This window comes from Paraburkholderia sp. EB58, from assembly GCF_050436665.1.
GTDB lineage: Bacteria > Pseudomonadota > Gammaproteobacteria > Burkholderiales > Burkholderiaceae > Paraburkholderia.
This window is the reverse complement of the sequence record NZ_JBNDMQ010000023.1, coordinates 91,665-109,969: the sequence shown is the minus strand read 5'-3', so window position 1 is coordinate 109,969 and position 18,305 is coordinate 91,665. Positions and strand designations below refer to the sequence as shown.

The following is an 18,305-nucleotide window of genomic DNA, read 5'->3' as shown; positions in this document are numbered from 1 at the left end:
ACGGGCCGACAGCGGCCACGGTCGTCAGAAGTTACGTTGCAAATGTAGCTGGCTGAAATTTATACCAGGATTCGGCTCTTTGATACCGCCGTTCGACACCCGCTCAATCCGGTAGCCCGCCAGTACGGTTGATGGCCGCCGAGAAGCCACCTGATCGAATTCGGCCGCGACCCAAGCTCGGATCGGCTATTTTCGGCGAGGATCAACCGCGCCGGGCACCGAGTAAACCCTCTATATATTAGGGGCCACAAGAGCAATAAATCATAAGAAGAAAGCGGCAAACAGCCAGATTGCCACCCTAAACAGCGCAAAACCGGTGATTCCGCACAGACAGACGCGCATCTACGGCAAATCCTACGCTCATCCCTACAATAGTACAGAAGGCGTATGATGCTATTGAAAACCAAATTTCAATAGCCGAGCGGGAACCCGGATACCCCCACGCACTCTAAGTATTAGCACTCGGATATTCAGAGTGCTAACATCCACGCTGGAGTCGAAGTCCGACTAAGCTATTTGCTGATTCCAAGGAGTTTTCTACGTGAGCAACGCAATGACCCTTCCGAGTACTCTAAGCCCGTCGTCGGCTAAGGCCGCTTCGGCAGGTGCACTGGCGCTCTCGCATTCTTCGCTGCTGCCCGGCCAATTGGGCAATATCGACGCCTACATCCAGGCCGTGAACCGGATTCCGATGCTGACGCCGGCGGAAGAACGCCAGTTCGCCACTGAATTCCGCGACCAGGCCAATCTGGAGTCTGCGCGCCGCCTTGTCCTGTCGCACCTGCGGCTGGTGGTTTCGATCGCGCGTAATTATCTGGGCTACGGCCTGCCGCATGCCGACCTGATCCAGGAAGGCAATATCGGCCTGATGAAGGCTGTGAAGCGCTTCGATCCGGAACAGAACGTACGTCTCGTGTCGTACGCCATGCACTGGATCAAGGCTGAGATTCACGAATACATCCTGCGCAACTGGCGCATGGTGAAGGTCGCCACAACCAAGGCGCAACGCAAGCTGTTTTTCAACCTGCGCAGCCACAAGCAGGGTTTGCAGGCGTTCACCCCGGACGAGATCGAAGGTCTCGCCAAGGAACTGAACGTCAAGCGCGAAGAAGTGGCCGAGATGGAAACGCGTCTGTCCGGCGGCGACATTGCGCTGGAAGGTCAGGTGGAGGACGGCGAAGAATCGTACGCGCCGATCGCCTATCTGGCCGATTCGCATAGCGAACCGACGGCTGTGCTCGCCGCGCGCCAACGCGACAAGCTGCAAAGCGACGGTATCGCTAGCGCGCTCGAATCGCTGGATGCACGCAGCCGCCGCATTATCGAAGCCCGCTGGCTGCACGTCGAAGATGACGGCTCGGGCGGTTCGACGCTGCACGATCTCGCCGACGAATTCGGTGTTTCGGCCGAGCGCATTCGCCAGATTGAAGCGAGCGCGATGAAGAAGATGCGCAGTGCATTGAACGAGTATGCGTAACGTAATACGGCGCCATGTGGCGCCCTGTCAGACCCTAGCCCTGCCCTCGTAAGACGGCAGGGCTTTTTCTTCTTGCCCTTCGGAAATCGCACCCCGCTTCCTTGACGTATCGCAAGCTTGCTTGTATTACTGAGTTGGACGGCACCCATCCGCGACCCAATGCCACAGTCGCGAACTTCCTCGCTGCCAGCCCCTATCTTAATATCGTTATGTACTCGCCAAGCCGTTTGTCCGGCTTGAATCCGACCGGGTAAACCGGTGTGAAGTCGTCCACCGACCGATCATGACCATAACGCTGAACGACCGGAGTCCGCCTCGCCCCACGCTGCGCGCGCGACTCGCCGGCTGGATGCCCGGCCCGACCTTCGCGCGAGATATTGCCATCGTGCTTGTTGTCAAATTCGCACTACTGATGATGATTAAGTACGCGTTCTTCAACCATCCTATGGCGGAAAACATGTCCATGCCGCCCGCACTCGTCGCGCAAGCACTGCTTTCAGTGCCTGCCTCGCATCCGTCTCAAGGTGATCAACATGCCCGTTAGCGATGTCGTCGATCTTTCGCGCCTCCAGTTTGCCGTGACGGCGCTGTACCACTTTCTTTTCGTACCCCTTACGCTTGGTCTGTCGTGGTTGCTCGTCATCATGGAAGCCGTCTACGTGATGACCGGCAAGCAGATCTACAAGGACATGACGCAGTTCTGGGGCAAGCTGTTTGGCATCAACTTCGCCATGGGTGTCACAACGGGCCTCACCCTGGAGTTCCAGTTCGGCACCAACTGGTCGTACTACTCGCATTACGTCGGCGATATCTTCGGCGTGCCACTCGCCGTCGAAGGGTTGATGGCGTTCTTCCTCGAATCGACTTTCGTCGGCCTGTTTTTCTTCGGCTGGAACCGTCTGTCGAGAGTGCAGCATCTGCTCGTCACCTTCCTCGTTGCACTGGGCTCGAACCTGTCCGCGTTGTGGATCCTCGTAGCGAACGGCTGGATGAACAATCCGGTCGGCGCCGAGTTCAACTACGAAACCATGCGAATGGAACTGTCGAGCATCTTCGCCGTGCTATTCAATCCGGTTGCTCAAGTGAAGTTCGTGCACACGGTTTCGGCCGGCTATGTGACGGCCTCGATGTTCGTGCTCGGCATCTCGTCGTGGTATCTGCTCAAGCGCCGCGACACCGAATTCGCGCTGCGCTCGTTTGCGATTGCGGCGGGTTTCGGCCTTGCATCGACGGTCTGCGTGATCGTGCTCGGCGACGAATCCGGCTACCGGACCGGCGAAGTCCAGCAGGTCAAACTCGCCGCCATCGAATCGGAATGGGAAACAGCGCCGGCGCCGGCCCCATTCACGATCTTCGGGATTCCGAACCAGAAGGAAGAAAGGACCGACTACGCGATCCGGGTTCCGTACGCGCTCGGCATCATTGCGACGCGTTCGCTCGATGAGCCGGTGCTGGGCCTGAAGGATCTGATCGCGCAAAACGAAATCCGCATCAAGGACGGCATGATCGCGTACAGCGCACTGCAGCAGCTCAAACAAGGCAATGCCACCGATGACGCCAAGACGGCCTTCGCGCTGCACAGGGACAATCTCGGCTATGCCCTGATGCTCAAGCAGTTCACTGCCAATGTGACTGACGCGACGCCGGACCAGATCGCCCAGGCGGCAAAGAAGACCATCCCGCCCGTGTTGCCGGTGTTCTTCTCGTTCCGCATCATGGTGGGCCTCGGCATCCTGTTCCTTGCGACCTTCGTGACCGCGTTCTGGTTCTGCGCGCAACGCTCGCTTCTGCTCGACAAGCGCCGCTGGTTCTTGCGCTGGGCGGTGTGGGCGATTCCTTTGCCGTGGCTTGCGGCGGAATTCGGCTGGGTGGTTGCTGAAGTGGGACGTCAACCATGGACCATTGCCGGCATCCTGCCCACCGCCTTGTCTGCCTCGAGCCTGACCGCTACCGACCTCTATCTGAGTATCGGCGGCTTTGTGGTGTTCTATACGGCCCTCTTCGTGATCGAGATCACGCTGATGTTCAAGTACGCGCGCCTTGGCCCGTCGTCACTGCATACGGGACGCTATCACCACGAAACGCCGCCGGGTCAGCCGTCCAAGCCGCTGAGCACCACAACTGCATGATCGATCGTCACCAGACTGCGCAAGCTGTCCTGGCAGTCCTAGCTGTGTAAAAAGGGAAAAATCATCATGGACTACGCAACCCTCAAAGTGATCTGGTGGGTCCTGATCGGCGTGCTGCTGATCGGCTTCGCCCTCACCGACGGCTTCGACATGGGCGCGGCCATTCTGCTGCCGTTCATCGCGAAGACAGATTCAGAGCGGCGCATCGTCGTGAACACGGTCGGCGCGACGTGGGAAGGCAACCAGGTCTGGTTCATCACCGCAGGCGGCGCGATGTTCGCTGCGTGGCCGCTCGTCTACGCGGCGTCGTTCTCGGGCTTCTACTTCGCGATGCTGCTGGTGTTGTTCTCGCTGTTCTTCCGGCCGGTGGGGTTCGACTACCGCAGCAAGCGCGAAGATCAGCGCTGGCGCACTGCTTGGGACTGGGCGTTGTTCATCGGCGGCTTCGTACCGGCGCTGGTGATTGGCGTCGCGTTCGGCAACCTGCTGCAAGGCGTGCCGTTCTCGTTCGATACCGACCTGCGCGTCACCTACCACGGCAGTTTCTTCGCACTGCTCAATCCGTTTGCGGTGTTGTGCGGGCTCGTCAGCGTGTCGATGCTGGCCGCACACGGTGCCGCGTTCGTGAAGATGAAGACCGACGGCGTGATTGCACGGCGCGCTTCGATTGCGTTGCGCATCGCTTCGCTGGTTGGCGTTGCGTTGTTCCTGATTGCTGGCGTGCTGGTCGCCACGATCATTGGCGGTTATCAGATCGTCGACGCTGCGCCGTTCGATACGGTCGCCAATCCGCTGTTGAAAAGCGTGGTCGGCGCGCCCGGTTTGTGGCTTACCAATTACTCCACGTACCCGTGGATGGTCGCGGCGCCGGTGATCGGTGTGGTGGGCGGCGTGCTGGCGTTGGTGCTCGCCAGTTCGCGCTTTGAAAAGAGCGCGTTCATTACGACCGGGTTGATGATCATCGGCGTGATCCTGACGGCGGGCTTCTCGATGTTCCCGTTCATCATGCCGTCGTCGCTCGACGGCCGTAGCAGCCTCACGGTATGGGATTCGACTTCGAGCCAGATGACGCTGCAGATCATGCTGATCGCCGTGATCATATTCTTGCCGATCATATTGATCTACACGAGCTGGGTGTATCGCGTGATGCGCGGCAAGGTCACGGCGGCTGCGCTCGAAGAGAACAGTCATTCGATGTATTGAAGCGTCCCGCGCTCGTCGTTGTGGACTTCTCGCGCAAGTAACCGAAACCGAACTCACAGGAGCACATCATGTGGTATTTCAGCTGGATTCTCGGCGTTGGCGTGGCACTCTCGTTTGGCATCATCAATGTGATGTGGCTTGAATCGCATCGGCCGGCGGAAGTGGTGGCGAAGCGTAGGGCGAATTGACTGGCCGTGCGAGCGGCTTGTACATGCAGTTCACACATAGCCAGCGGTAAACGCAAGAGCGACGCCCTAAGGCGCCGCTCTTTTTTGTGCTGCTTCACCGATACGCGTGGACGGTCAATGCCGTCCTTACATCACCTATATCACGCAGGTTGAGCCGCAGTCGCACCCGTTGCGCCCGCAGCCGGCAGACGCGCCGACAACTGCTGCGCATAACGCTGTGCCGCTTCACCGACGACGATATGGAACGTATCCACCGAGATCCACGCCACGTCGAGCGAAGCGAGACGCTGACGATCCACCGCGGTCGGGTCGGTCACCACGATACGCAGACGGGTCGACGCGACAGCATCCAGCGAAACGATGTTGGTCGCACCGCCGAACACAGCGAGCCAGCGCGTCGGATCAGGATCGAGCGGACCACTTTGAGCTGCACCAACCGGGGCCGCTGCCGCAGCAGGCGCTGCTGCCACCGCTGCCGGCTTCGCTTCAACGCCACCGCCTTGAGCAATCACAGTACGGATCTCATCAGCAATGATGTCCGCTTCCGGCCCGATGATCACCTGCACGCTGGTCGCACCGCGCTTGAGCACACCTCGCGCACCAATGGTCTTGAGATCCGTTTCCGAAACCTTGCTCGGATCGACCACCGACAGACGCAGACGCGTCGTGCAAGCATCGACGATCGACAGATTCGCCGCACCGCCCAGTGCAGCGATATAGCGCACTGCGCGCGGCACAGCTGCCGCCGCTGCCGGCGCTACGAATCCGCCCTTATCGAACGACTCCACCTGTTCTTCAGCAGCAGCGGGTTCGCGGCCCGGCGTCGCCATGTTGAACTTGCGGATGAAGAAGCGGAACAGGCCGTAGTACACGACGGCATAAATCGCACCTATCACCAGCGCCAACCAGCCCTTGGTCGACAGACCATAGTTCAGCACGTAGTCGATCGCGCCAGCCGAGAAGGTGAAGCCCAGGTGAATCCCAAGCGCCGAGCAGACGGCGAGCGAGATCCCGGTCAGTACCGCGTGGATCGCGTACAGCACCGGTGCGAGGAACATGAAGCTGAATTCGATCGGCTCGGTCACGCCCGTCAGGAACGAGGTGAGCGCCATCGAGAACAGCAGGCCGCCGACCATTGCACGGCGTTCCTTCGGTGCCTCATGGAACATCGCAAGACAGGCTGCCGGCAGACCGAACATCATGACCGGGAAGAAGCCCGTCATGAAAGTTCCCGCGGTCGGATCGCCCGCGAAGAAGCGGTGCAGGTCGCCCGTGACTGCAGCACCACCGCCCGGCGGCGTGAACGAGCCGAACACAAACCACGTCAACGAGTTCAGGATGTGATGCAGACCCGTGACCAGCAGCAAGCGGTTCAGCACGCCAAACACGAATGCGCCAATCGCGCCTGCGGTAGTCAGCCAGTGGCCGGCCATGTCGATAGCAGCCTGCACAGGCTGCCAGACGTAGCCAAGCACAATGCCGATCACCAGACAGGTCACCCCCGTGACAATCGGCACGAAGCGTTTCCCTCCGAAGAACGCGAGGTACTCGGGCAGCTTGATGTCCTTGTACTTGTTGTACAGCATGCCGGCCACGATACCGGCCACGATCCCCGACAACACGCCCATGTTGAGCTTGTCGTTGATGTCCTTCATCACCGCGATTTCGACCAGATAACCGATCGCGCCCGCGAGCGCCGCCACGCCGTTGTTGTCCTTCGCGAAGCCGACCGCAATGCCGATTGCGAACAAGAGCGGCAGGTTGTCGAAAATCGCTCCGCCGGCGTCGGCGATCATCTTGATGTTGAACACATCAGGCTGGCCGAGACGCAGCAAGAGCCCTGCGACCGGTAGCACTGCAATCGGCAGCATCAGCGCGCGGCCGAGCCGTTGCACCTTCAGAAACGGATTTCCATCCATTGATACCTCCACTCCTTTGTCTCGTTGTTGAGTCGTTGCTTTACGTGTAGTTACTGAGCGAAATTCCGCCGTGGACTATATGGGGTTCAGTCCAGCGGCCAGGTTTCGCGGCTCACTGCTCTTACCGCCTGCGCCGATTCCAGCGCCAGGACATCCTGGGCGCGTTGCTGGCACAGCTGATAATTGAGGTTGCGCACTCGCGCCTTGATGCCCGGTACCGAAACCGGATCCACCGACAGCTCGGTCACGCCCAGGCCGACGAGCAGCGGCACCGCCAGCGGATCGCCCGCCAGTGCACCGCACACGCCCACCCATTTGCCATGCTTGTTCGCGCCCTGCACGGTCGCCGAAATCAGACGCAGCACCGCCGGATGTAGGCCATCGGCTTGCGCGGCGAGGTCGGCCTGGCAGCGGTCCATCGCCAGCGTGTATTGCGTCAGATCGTTGGTGCCGATCGAGAGGAAATCTGCGTATTGCGACAGTTGATCGGCCAGCAACGCTGCTGACGGGACTTCGATCATCACGCCGACTTCGATCGGATCGGTGCGGCCCATTTCGCGGGCGAATTCGTCGATGCGTTTGCGCAGGCGGATCAGTTCGCCGGCGTCCGTCACCATCGGCAACAGGATGCGCACCGCGCCGAGCGGTTGCACTGCCAGCAGGCCGCGCAACTGGTCATCGAGCAGGTCCGGGCGCACCTGCGCGAGACGGATGCCGCGCAGGCCGAGTGCCGGATTCGGCTCGGGCGGCAGCGTCAGATAATCGACTTCCTTGTCCGCGCCGACATCCAGCGTACGGATGATCGCGGTACGGCCGCTCAGTGCGTCGACAATCGATTGATAGCTTTGGCGATGCTCGTCGGTGGTCGGGGCCGAGGCGCGGTGGATAAACAGCAGTTCGGTGCGCAGCAGGCCAACCGCGTCGGCGCCGTTCTCGACCGCTGTCTTCGCGTCGTCCAGCGTGGCGATGTTCGCCGCCACTTCGATCGCGCGGCCATCTGCCGTCGCCGCCGCCTGTTGCGAGGTGCGGCGGTTCGCTTCGCGCACACCGGCGAGCCGGCTGCGTTCGAGACGGGCGCGCTCCACATCGAGGGCCGTCGGCGCAAATTCGATCCGACCTGCGGTCGCATCGACCACAACCTCAGTGCCTTCGGGAATCGCATGCAGTGCATCGCCGACAGCCACCAGCGCCGGAATGCCGCTCTGCCGCGCGAGGATCGCAGCGTGCGAGGTCGCGCCACCACGTGCCATCACGAGCGCCGTGACATGGGCACGGTCCAGCGACGACAGATCGGAAGGCGTGAATTCTTCGGCCACCAGCACCGCTTCGTTCGGCAGCGTGCGAGCCGCGTTGTTCGAATAGCCGAGCGCGCGCAGCACGCGCTTTTCCAGATCGCGCAGATCCGCGGCCCGTTCGGCGAGCAGCGCGTCGTCGACTTTCGTCAGGACAGCGATCTGTGCGCGAATCGACTGGCGCCATGCAAAACCGGCGCTTTTTCCGAGGCTGATCTGGTCTCGTGCGGCGTCGAGCAGCGTCGGATCTTCGAGCAGGACTCGGTGAACTGCGAAAATCCCCGCCTCGCCATGCGCGCCACGTTGTGAAGCGTCGCGCACGGTCGTATTCAGTTCGGCGTCGACGGTGGCGAGCGCCTTGTCGAGCAGGCGGCTTTCCGCCGCCGACGTGCCGCTTGCCGTCTCGGGCGGATCGAGATCCGCATCGTCCCAACGCACCAGCTTGCCGACCGCGACGCCAGGAGCCGCACAAACGCCCGCGAGCGTATTCGGCGCGAGCGGCGCACCGTTTGATTGCGCCACTGGTTGCGGCGCGGGCGAGATTTGCCGGGCCGGTTTTTCTTCGACTTCGCCATGCGCTTTGCGCAGCAGTTCATGCGCGACCGCTTCGACCGCGGCCGCCGCTTGCGGACCGACGCCGAGAATTTCTATCGTAGCGCCCTCGCCCGCGCCAAGGCCGAGCAGGCCCACGACGCTTTCGATCGGCGCCTTGCGGCCTTCGTAACGCACTTCAACGCGTGCATCGAGACCGCGCGCCGCTTCGCGCGCACGCGCTGCCGGTCGCGCATGCAAGCCACCAGCGTGGCCAAGCGTGACCGTCTGGCGCGCTTCTTCCGTCACGTTGGTGGCCTGGCGCGATGCTTCCGCCGCTGCACCTCCGCGCGGACGCAGCACGAGCAACGGTGTTTCGCCGGCCTTCAGCATGCCGCCTTCAGCGCGCTCGACGATCTCGAACGCATCCGAATTCGCAATCGCGATCACCGAGACCAGGCTTGGCGCGTTGCACGCAACCAGATCCTGATCGAATTCGATCAACAGATCGCCCGTGCGCACCTGCGCGCCTTGCGTGACCTTCGGCGTAAAACCGCGGCCGTTCAGTTCGACCGTGTCGATACCGATGTGCAGCAGGATCTCCGCACCTTCGGCTGTCGCCAAGGTCAACGCGTGGCCGGTGCGCGCCAAATGCGTCACAACCCCGTCGCATGGCGCGACGAGTTTGCCCTCAAGCGGATCCACGCCAATACCGTCACCGAACATGCCGCCCGAAAACACAGGGTCGGGCACGTTCGCGAGCGGTACGACCGGACCGGTCATGGGCGCGAGCAAAACAATATGGCCTTGGGAAGGGCTCATCAAGCGGGACTCCTCGACACGTCGCATCTGATTTCTCGATCAGTGAGTTTCGGTGACTTTATTCAGATGGCGCGGCGCATCGGGGTTGCGTCCGCGTGCGGCAGCAAGACCGGCAGCCATCACATAAAAGGAAAGAATGGCGGCGATCGGGTCGAGCGCCGCATGGGCCGTCGTGACGAGCGGCAAGGTGGCTTCCGGCACATCGGCCGGGGCAGCGAGCAGAACGCGTGCGCCGCGTGCCTGCATGTCGCGGGCAAGCTGGATCAGGCCGGCCTGCTCGGGGCCGCGTGGGGCGAACACCAGCAGCGGGTAGTCCTGATCGATCAATTCCATCGGACCATGGCGCACTTCTGCGCTGGAGAACGCTTCGGCCTGGATGCCCGAGGTTTCCTTGAGCTTGAGTGCCGCTTCCTGCGCGATCGCAAGACCGAGACCACGGCCGATCACGATCATGCGTTCTACACCACGCAATTCTTCGACGGCCTGGCTCCAGTCGAGCTGGCCGGCGCGGCGCAAGGCTTCGGGCAAGTCGCGCAGTGCGCCGAGCAAGGCTTCGTCGCGCTGCCAGTGCGCGACCAGTTGCGCGGAAATCGACAGCATCGCGATATAGCTCTTGGTGGCCGCGACGCTCAATTCGGGACCGGCGACCAGCGGCAGATGCCATTCGCACGCATCGGCCAGCGGCGATTGCGGCGCGTTCACGGCCGCCACGGTCAGCGCGCCGGCCTCGCGCAGCGCGGCCATCGTGCCCACCAGATCGGGGCTCTTGCCGGACTGCGAGAACGCGAGAGCCAGCTGATCGCGCACTTGCAGCGGTGCCTGCTGCAGCGTCGCGACTGACATCGGCAACGAAGCGACCGGCACGCCAAGGCGGCTCATCGTCAGGCTCGCGAAATAACTTGCTGCGTGGTCCGAACTACCGCGCGCAACCGTTAGCGCGACATGGCGCGGCTGTTCAGCGAGCTTCTGCGCAAGCGCCTCGACGCGAGACGTATCCGCAAGCTGCGCGGCGACCACTTCTGCGGACGCCAGCGCTTCGTTAAGCATATTCGACAATTGATTCTCCTTCGACGTAAGTCGCGGTCAGCGCCAGTTCACGATCGAACACGACGAGATCGGCCCATGCACCACGCGCGATGCGGCCGCGGTCTTCGATGCCGAGGTAGTCGGCGGCGTAGCGCGACAGACGATTTGAAACATCGGCCATCGGCAGGCCGATCGATACCAGATTGCGCAGCGCCTGATCCATCGTCAGGGTGCTGCCGGCGAGCGTGCCGTCGGCAAGTCGGACGCCGCCCAGACACTTCGTGACATGCTGGCTGCCGAGACGGTATTCACCGTCCGGCATGCCGGTGGCGGAGGTGCTGTCCGTCACCACATACACGCGTGGAATCGCGCGCATCGCGGCGCGAATCGCACCCGGATGAACGTGCAGCAAATCGGGGATGATCTCGGCGAATTCGGCGTGCGCGAGCGCTGCGCCAACCATGCCGGGATTGCGGTGATGCAACGGCGACATCGCGTTGAACAGGTGCGTAAAACCGCACGCGCCGTGCTTGAGCGCCGCGACCGCATCGTCGTAGGTGCCGAGCGAATGGCCGAGCTGCACGCGCACGCCGCGCGCAGCGATTTCGGAAATGATCTCCATGTGGCCGGAGATTTCCGGCGCGATCGTGACCACGCGGATCGGCGCAATCGACAAATACTTCAGCACTTCATCGAGCACCGCGGACACCGCGGCATCCGGCTGCGCGCCGAGTTTGCCGGGATTGATGTACGGACCTTCGAGATGAACACCCAGCACGCGCGAGCCACCCGGTGTGCGCACCCGTGCGACGTCGCCAAGATTCGCGACGACGTTCATCAGCTCTTCGCGCGGCGCGGTCATCGTGGTGGCGAGCAGGCTCGTGGTGCCGAAGCGGGCATGCGTGCGCGTGATCGTCTCGATCGCGTTGCCCGCTTCCATGACGTCGGAGCCGCCACCGCCGTGCACGTGCAGATCGATGAAGCCCGGCAGGATGTACGGCGCGTCGTTCGTCGACGGGTCAACACGCTCACCCGTGAGCGCCGTGATGCGGCCGTTTTCGTATTCGAGCGTGCCGTAAATCCACCCATCGGTGGTGAGTATGTTTCCGGTCAGCATGAGTCTCTCTGATATTACGTAGTGCGATACGTTGCCAATTCGCGCTCTTCAGCGTTGCGCGAGGGTTTCGCCGGTACTGCACCGGTCCTGCTACGTTATTGCGCCGTCATTGGCGCAACTCGGCGACAAAGTCGTAGTAGTCGTCCCGGCAGTAGGTGTCCGTCAATTCAATCGCGCGCTGGTCAGCGCTGTAGCCGATTCGCGTGATCACCAGCAGCGCCGAGCGCGGCTCAATGTCCATCAGCGATGCAATCTCGCTCGTCGCATTGACAGCCCGAAAGTGCTGCAGCGCACGCACAACCGCCATGCCGCGCTGCTCCAGATAGCTGTACAGCGAGACGCCAATGGCCTGCGGGTCGGGCACGATCGCGGCCGGCAGCGCCGAATGTTCCACCGCCATCACGATGCCGTCCGCGCGCCGCAGGCGCCGCAGGCTCGTCACCGCCGCGCCCGGCGACAGGCCGAGGTGCACCAGTTCGTCGCGGTTCGCCGCACGAATGCCGCGTTCGAGCCAGACCGAGTCCGGACGAAAGCCGCGTTGCTGCATCTTTTTCGTGAAGCCGGTGAGCCGCGACAACGGATCTTCGACGCGCGGTGTAATGAAGCTGCCCGCCCCTCGCGCACGCCGGATCAGACCTTGCTCAACCAGCAGCTCAATCGCCTTGCGCGCGGTAATGCGCGACACGCCAATCGCGTCCGACAGCGTGCGCTCCGACGGCAACGCTTCACCCGCCGACCAGACGCCACAGTGGATCGCTGTGGCCAGGTTGCGCGCGAGTTGCAGGTAGAGCGGCGTGACGTTGCGAGCGTCAGGCATCAATGCGGACCAGCGTGTTTCCATGGGACTCAGGTGGGTCGAAAGGACAAGCACGGGCTACGGAAAGAGAGCCCATTATATAACCACCATAATACCAGTCAATCGAGTTGTTCCATGTGCGCCGGATCGCCCGCAAAGCCTTGATACAAAGGGGATTTGACGTAATTTCCCGAGGTTTTTTGGGCGTCTGCGGCCCTCAGTATTTACCCGTATTGGAGATAATTTGCGGCTCGGTAGCGAACCACTGGTTCGCTACCGCACAGAGCGCGCAACTCCGCGCTTGTACTTTGGTATTACCAATATATGGAGGGCGTGGCTGGAGCGCAGCATTTGCAGCTTTTATATAGGATTGCATCCAATATAGTGCTGTGTGACATCCACAAAAAACCTCCGGGGAGCCGTACGTTGATCGATTCCGCAGCGCTGCGGCGCGCTGAGGCAGTCCGCCATTTCAACCGCTTCTATACGAAGCACATCGGCGCGCTGCACGAGCGGCTGCAAAAGAGCGTGTTCTCGTTGACCGAAGTACGCGTGCTGCACGAACTGGCACGCGGTCGCGCGCAAACTGCCGCGGTGTTGACGCGCAACCTGGGGCTGGACAGCGGCTATCTGAGCCGCCTGCTGACGAGCTTCGAGCGCCGCAAGCTGATCACCCGGCGTCCCTCGGAGAGCGACGCACGTCAATCGCTCATCTCGCTGACGGACGAAGGCCATGCCGCCTACGAACCGCTTGACGCCGTTGCTATCGAAGAAGTGATGTCGGTGCTAGACCGGCTCGCTGGCAGTTCGCAGGAGCAGTTGATCGGCGCAATGAAGCTTGTAGAACGGCTGCTCGACGATCAACCGCGCCGCGGCATCGTCACATTGCGGGGGCCTCGTGGCGGCGAATATGGCTGGCTGGTGCATCGGCAAGCCGTCTTGTTTGCGAATGAACACGGCTGGGATCAGTCGTTCGAAGGGCTGCTCGCTAGGACCGTCGCCGACTTCACCCTGAATCGCGATCCGGTGCGCGAGACGTGCTGGATCGCCGAACAGGACCATTCGATCGTCGGTTCGGCAATGGTAATGGCTGTGTCGGCGACGATTGCACGCATCGAACTGCTATACATCGAGCCCGACATGCGCCGGCTCGGCATCGGCACACAACTGGTCAACGAATGTGTGCGCTTCGCGAGGCGCGCGGGCTATACCAGGCTCACACTTTCGACCGTCACAACGCTCGCCGAGTCGCGGCGGCTCTGCGAGCGCGCGGGTTTTGTCTGCGCGAGCTCGGCACCCGAGCTGCGCTTCGGCCATGACTTGACGGTGGAGCGTTGGGAGCGCGATCTGTAGATCGTGCTCCGCGCGTGTTTAGAACGACGGCACCACCGAGCCCTTGAACTGGGTCTTGATGAACTGGCGCACGTCTTCCGACTGGTAAGCTGCGACCAGCTTCTTCACCCATGGTTTGTCCTTGTCCTGCGTGCGCACGGCAATCAGGTTCGCGTACGGGCTGTGGATGTCCTCGAGCGCGATGGCATCCTTGGTCGGCTGCAGGCCGCCGGCCAGCGCGTAGTTGGTGTTGATCGCGGCTGCATCGACGTCGGAAAGCGAGCGCGGCAATTGCGCAGCGTCGAGTTCGACCAGCTTCACCTTCTTCGGATTGTCGGCGACGTCGAGCGGCGTCGCGCTGTTGCCATTCGTGCCGGCGCCGGCCTTCAGCTTGAGAACGCCTTGCGCCTGCAGCAACAGCAGCGCGCGGTTCTCGTTGGACGGATCGTTCGGCACCGCGACCTTCGCACCCTGCGGCAAATCCTTCAGCGACTTGTATTTCTTCGAGTAGATGCCGAGCGGCGAGATATAGGTGAGACCGGCGCTCACGATCTTGTAGCCACGCTGCTTTACCTGGCTATCGAGATAGGGCTGGTGCTGGAAGCTGTTGGCATCCAGATCGCCTGCGTCGAGCGCGGCGTTCGGTTGCACGTAGTCGTTGAACTCGATGACCTTCACGTTCAGGCCTTCGCGCTGCGCTACTTTCTGGACCACGGCCCAGATTTGCGCGTCGGGACCGCTGATGGTGCCAACCTTGATGACCTTGTCATCGGCATGGGCGCCGAAGCTGGTCACGAGAGCTGCGGTGGCGACAACTGCGGAGAGGGCTTTGAGGATATTTCTGCGCTGCATGGTGTTCTCGTTGGTTCTGATCAGTGTCAGATTCGGGTGAAAGGCCAGCGGCGTGTGATGCGTGCCGCCAACTGGACCGTAAATGGTCTCATAGGCCCCGCGAGAAGGGAAATATCACGAACTTATATGGGTATGCCCCGGTGCAGGAGGCCTGGGAAGCGGCGAATTGCCATGCGCCTGCTTGCGGCAGCAGGCGCATGGCACTCATGCTTTAACCGAGCAGCAGCTTGATATCGTGCACCCAAGGCGCGGCGCCCTGGCCGTCGCGCGCGAAGAGCCGCAGCTTGCCGTCCGGATCGAAGACGTAGCTCGCGGCCGTGTGGTCCATCGTATAGCTGTCGGGCGTCTTGCCCGGCACCTTCGCGTAGTAGACGCGGAAGTCCTTCGTCACCTGGGTGAGCTGCGCCTGATCAGCGGGACGCAGGCCGACAAACGAAGGATTAAAGGCCGGCACATACTGCGCCATCAACGCGGCGGTATCGCGCTCGGGATCGACGGTGACGAACAGCACCTGCACACGGCTGGCGTCCGCAGGGCCTAGTTGCTGCAGCGCTTGCGAGAGCTCGGCCATCGTCGTCGGACAGACGTCGGGGCAATGTGTGTAGCCGAAGAACAGCACCACCACCTTGCCCTTGTAGTCCGCGAGCGTGCGAGTCTTGCCGCTGGTGTCGGGCAGCGAGAAGTCCGTGCCGAACTGTGTGTTGCCGGTGATGTCGACGTTCTGGAACGAGGGGGCGGGTTTGCCGCAGCCCGAGGCCAATACCGCGCCGCCGAGCGCACAGGCCATCAAGGCGGCGCGCGCCACGCGCGCTAGCCGGTTTGTGAGCATGGTGTTACGCGCCGATCAGGACACGTGCATAGTGATCGATCAACAGCGCGGCGAACAGCAGCGACAGATAAATGATCGAGTAGCGGAACAACTGACGTGCGAGCGTATCGGAGTACTCGCGATAAATCTTCCACGCGTAGGCGAGGAACACGGCGCCGAGCAGCACCGCCGCCACCAGATACACGATGCCGCTCATGCCCGAGATGAACGGCATCATCGTGACCGCAAACAGGATCACGGAGTACAGGAAAATATGCAGCCGCGTGTACTGCTCGCCGTGGGTGTTCGGCAGCATCGGCAGACCGGCGTTTTCGTAGTCCTTGCGGCGATACAGCGCGAGCGCCCAGAAATGCGGCGGCGTCCACACGAAGATGATCAGCACCAGAATCCATGCATCGCCGGGCACATGACCCGTGACCGCGGCCCAACCGAGCGCTGGCGGCATCGCACCCGAGGCGCCGCCAATCACGATGTTCTGCGGTGTAGCCGGCTTGAGCAACAGCGTGTAGATGACCGCATAGCCGACGAAAGTGGCGATCGTGAGCCACATGGTCAGCGGATTGGCGAACGTATAAAGCGTCCACATGCCTAGGCCGCCGAGTACAGCCGAAAACAGCAGGATTTGCGTTGTGGTGATTTCGCCGCGTGCGGAAGGACGCCAGGAGGTGCGACGCATCTTCGCGTCGATTTTCTGCTCGACGAGGCAATTGATGGCAAACGCCGCGCCGGCCAGCAACCAGATGCCGACGGTGCCGCCAATCAGCGGGGTCCACGGCACCATGCCGGGCGTGGAGAGGAACATACCGATTACCGCGCAGAACACGGCAAGCTGCGTGACGCGCGGCTTGGTCAGCGCGATGTATTGGGAGATCCGGCTACCGGGGGTCTGGGAAAGAGTTGTGCTGTCCATGAGGGTCACGCTGGCGCGGCATCGCGCGCGGGGAACGCGGCGCGGCCGGGACGGCTATAAGCGATTCGAAAGTTTAGCATAACGAGCAGAAGCAGCAGGATCGCGGCGCCACCGTTATGGGCGACTGCAATGGCTAACGGCCATTGCAGGACAATGTTCGACAGGCCGGTGATGAACTGGATCAGCACCACCATCACCAGGCCGTTGGCGGGCCGCCGCAGCGACTCGAAACGGCGCACCTTCAGTGCAAACCAGAGCAGATAGGCGATCACCACGATGGCAAAGGTCCGGTGAGTCCAGTGGATCGCCACCAGCGCATCCTGGGTGATCATCTCGCCGTCGCCGGTCATGCCGAGCGCGCGCCACAGGTGGAAGCCGTGGGCGAAGTCCATCGGCGGAATCCATTGACCGTTGCAGGTCGGGAAGTCGGTGCAGGCGAGCACCGCGTAATTGGTACTCACCCATCCCCCCAGCGCGATCTGCACGATTAGCAGCGCCAGCCCGGCAAGCGCTGCCGCACGCCAGTGGGCGGCCTCGGGTTCGTAGGCGGGCAAGGGCGTCTGGCGCGCCGCCAGCCAGCCGAGGGTGCCGAGCAAGGCGAGGCCCAATAGCAGGTGCGTCGTCACGATCACCGGCTGCAGTTTCAGCGTCACGGTCCACGCGCCGAACGCGCCCTGCACGAGAATCAGCAGCAGCAGCGAAGTCGGCCACCACGGCGACACATGCAGCGGGCGCCGCCTGATGCGCGCAACCCATGCGATCAGCATCTGCGCCACGATCAGCACGCCAATCGCCATCGCGAAATAGCGGTGGATCATTTCGATCCACGCCTTCGTCATGCTGACCGGCCCAGTGGGCATGGCCAGATGAGCCGCGGCAATCGCCGCATGTGCGATAAACGGGGACGACGTGCCGTAACAACCTGGCCAGTCCGGGCAACCGAGACCGGAGTCGGTGAGACGCGTGAAGCCGCCGAACATCACGAGGTCCAGCGTCATGAAGGTGGTGACCCAGACCAGCTTGCGGAATTTATTGTCGTCGGCCTTGACCCATACGTAGGACAGCGGCAACAACGCAATGCACAAGCCGATCAGGCCCAGTTGCAATACGAACATCTCTCTACCTTCTCGCGATAAACGTGGCGGCCAATGGTGCTACAGGCGATCCACCCCGCGGCGCACCTTGCTCCGCGACAAAACGTCGCATCAGCCAATGCTCGACCACTTCAGCAGTTTCGTGATGTCGCCCTTGATCTTGCTCGGGTTCGGATCTTTCGGGAAACGCATCATCAGGTTGCCGTTCGGATCAACCACGAAGATGTGATCGGTGAGGGTCGTGCCCGCATCCACGGGGAGCCAGGCGGCCAGCGCGGCCGGATCGGCGATCAGCTTGTGCGTATCCGGATAGGCTTTCTCGATGACGTCGGCCACGTTGCCAGCATCGGTGCGCAGCCACACCTCGACGACCCGCTCGCGCTCCGGCCCTTGCGTCGCGCGCACCTGGCGCATGAAATACAGCTTGGTCACGCAGGCCTTGTCGCAGGCGCTGCTATCCACAGAAACCAGCAGCCATTTGCCGCGCAGCGACGCGAGTTTCAGCGGCTTGCCGTCTTCGCCGGTCACGACAAGCGCATCGGGAATCGGCCGCTGCGGCTCGACCAGGGTGCCATAGCTGGTGGTGCCGCCGGAGGGCTTGATCACGTAGTACGTGAAATACGAGCCGATCACCGGCGCAGCGCACACAATCGCGATCAGCAGCATCATCCAGCGGCCGCGATTCCACGATCCTTTGCCTTGGGGCTGACCGGGCGTCGCAGCCGGAGCAGCGGATTTGCCGGCTTGCGGCGAACGGGGAGATTGCGTCGACACTACAAAACCTCTTT

General features: G+C 62.1%; 16 protein-coding genes and 1 pseudogene. 6 read left to right on the top strand and 11 right to left on the bottom strand.

Annotated elements, in window-relative coordinates:
• Positions 1 to 24 precede the first annotated feature (24 nt).
• Positions 25 to 140 (bottom strand): annotated as a pseudogene (locus P3T40_RS28835) (acyloxyacyl hydrolase); the annotation flags it as partial.
• Positions 141 to 541: 401 nt separating this feature from the next.
• On the opposite strand from P3T40_RS28835, the gene rpoH reads away from it, so the two are divergent.
• From rpoH to cydX, 5 genes are all read left to right on the top strand, one after another.
• Positions 542 to 1,477, top strand: coding sequence for an RNA polymerase sigma factor RpoH (gene rpoH, locus P3T40_RS28830; protein WP_429271116.1), 936 nt, complete (start codon positions 542 to 544; stop codon positions 1,475 to 1,477).
• 283 nt (positions 1,478 to 1,760) lie between these two features.
• Positions 1,761 to 2,021 (top strand): cytochrome oxidase putative small subunit CydP, encoded by a 261-nt coding sequence (gene cydP / locus P3T40_RS28825; RefSeq protein WP_429271115.1) that lies wholly within the window; start codon positions 1,761 to 1,763, stop codon positions 2,019 to 2,021.
• Complete coding sequence (locus tag P3T40_RS28820; RefSeq protein WP_429271114.1) at positions 2,011 to 3,606, top strand: cytochrome ubiquinol oxidase subunit I; 1,596 nt, start codon at positions 2,011 to 2,013, stop codon at positions 3,604 to 3,606. The genes cydP and P3T40_RS28820 overlap by 11 nt, the downstream gene beginning before the upstream one ends.
• Positions 3,607 to 3,672: 66 nt before the next feature.
• Entirely contained in the window at positions 3,673 to 4,809 is a 1,137-nt protein-coding gene (cydB, locus tag P3T40_RS28815; protein ID WP_429271113.1) for a cytochrome d ubiquinol oxidase subunit II, read from the top strand.
• A 68-nt stretch (positions 4,810 to 4,877) separates the two neighbouring features.
• Positions 4,878 to 4,997 carry a cytochrome bd-I oxidase subunit CydX gene (cydX, locus tag P3T40_RS28810; protein ID WP_429271112.1) on the top strand — a complete coding sequence of 40 codons (120 nt, stop codon included), beginning with the start codon at positions 4,878 to 4,880 and terminating at the stop codon, positions 4,995 to 4,997.
• Between the two features lie 140 nt (positions 4,998 to 5,137).
• On the opposite strand, the gene nagE is transcribed toward cydX, so the two are convergent.
• The 5 genes from nagE to P3T40_RS28785 form a co-directional block, all read right to left on the bottom strand.
• Positions 5,138 to 6,916 (bottom strand): N-acetylglucosamine-specific PTS transporter subunit IIBC, encoded by a 1,779-nt coding sequence (gene nagE / locus P3T40_RS28805; RefSeq protein WP_429271111.1) that lies wholly within the window; start codon positions 6,914 to 6,916, stop codon positions 5,138 to 5,140.
• Between the two features lie 86 nt (positions 6,917 to 7,002).
• Positions 7,003 to 9,561 (bottom strand): phosphoenolpyruvate--protein phosphotransferase, encoded by a 2,559-nt coding sequence (gene ptsP / locus P3T40_RS28800; RefSeq protein WP_429271110.1) that lies wholly within the window; start codon positions 9,559 to 9,561, stop codon positions 7,003 to 7,005.
• Positions 9,562 to 9,600: 39 nt separating this feature from the next.
• The gene (locus P3T40_RS28795) at positions 9,601 to 10,608 is read right to left on the bottom strand and encodes an SIS domain-containing protein (RefSeq protein ID WP_429271153.1); all 1,008 of its coding nucleotides are present in this window, start codon (positions 10,606 to 10,608) and stop codon (positions 9,601 to 9,603) included.
• Entirely contained in the window at positions 10,601 to 11,704 is a 1,104-nt protein-coding gene (gene nagA / locus P3T40_RS28790) for an N-acetylglucosamine-6-phosphate deacetylase (RefSeq protein WP_429271109.1), read from the bottom strand. Before nagA ends, P3T40_RS28795 begins: the two co-directional genes overlap by 8 nt.
• Before the next feature lie 106 nt (positions 11,705 to 11,810).
• Positions 11,811 to 12,545, bottom strand: coding sequence for a GntR family transcriptional regulator (locus P3T40_RS28785; protein ID WP_429271108.1), 735 nt, complete (start codon positions 12,543 to 12,545; stop codon positions 11,811 to 11,813).
• Positions 12,546 to 12,926: 381 nt separating this feature from the next.
• Between P3T40_RS28785 and P3T40_RS28780 the strand changes: the two genes are divergently transcribed.
• Positions 12,927 to 13,853 (top strand): bifunctional helix-turn-helix transcriptional regulator/GNAT family N-acetyltransferase, encoded by a 927-nt coding sequence (locus P3T40_RS28780; RefSeq protein WP_429271107.1) that lies wholly within the window; start codon positions 12,927 to 12,929, stop codon positions 13,851 to 13,853.
• An 18-nt stretch (positions 13,854 to 13,871) separates the two neighbouring features.
• Here the strand turns inward: P3T40_RS28780 and P3T40_RS28775 are convergent, their stop codons facing one another.
• From P3T40_RS28775 to P3T40_RS28755, 5 genes are all read right to left on the bottom strand, one after another.
• Positions 13,872 to 14,684 (bottom strand): MetQ/NlpA family ABC transporter substrate-binding protein, encoded by an 813-nt coding sequence (locus tag P3T40_RS28775; RefSeq protein WP_429271106.1) that lies wholly within the window; start codon positions 14,682 to 14,684, stop codon positions 13,872 to 13,874.
• A 211-nt stretch (positions 14,685 to 14,895) separates the two neighbouring features.
• Positions 14,896 to 15,513 carry an SCO family protein gene (locus P3T40_RS28770; protein ID WP_429271105.1) on the bottom strand — a complete coding sequence of 206 codons (618 nt, stop codon included), beginning with the start codon at positions 15,511 to 15,513 and terminating at the stop codon, positions 14,896 to 14,898.
• 4 nt (positions 15,514 to 15,517) lie between these two features.
• Entirely contained in the window at positions 15,518 to 16,423 is a 906-nt protein-coding gene (gene cyoE / locus P3T40_RS28765; protein WP_429271104.1) for a heme o synthase, read from the bottom strand.
• 5 nt (positions 16,424 to 16,428) lie between these two features.
• Entirely contained in the window at positions 16,429 to 17,538 is a 1,110-nt protein-coding gene (locus tag P3T40_RS28760) for a COX15/CtaA family protein (protein WP_429271103.1), read from the bottom strand.
• 90 nt (positions 17,539 to 17,628) lie between these two features.
• Positions 17,629 to 18,291, bottom strand: coding sequence for an SCO family protein (locus tag P3T40_RS28755; RefSeq protein WP_429271102.1), 663 nt, complete (start codon positions 18,289 to 18,291; stop codon positions 17,629 to 17,631).
• Positions 18,292 to 18,305: the final 14 nt, after the last annotated feature.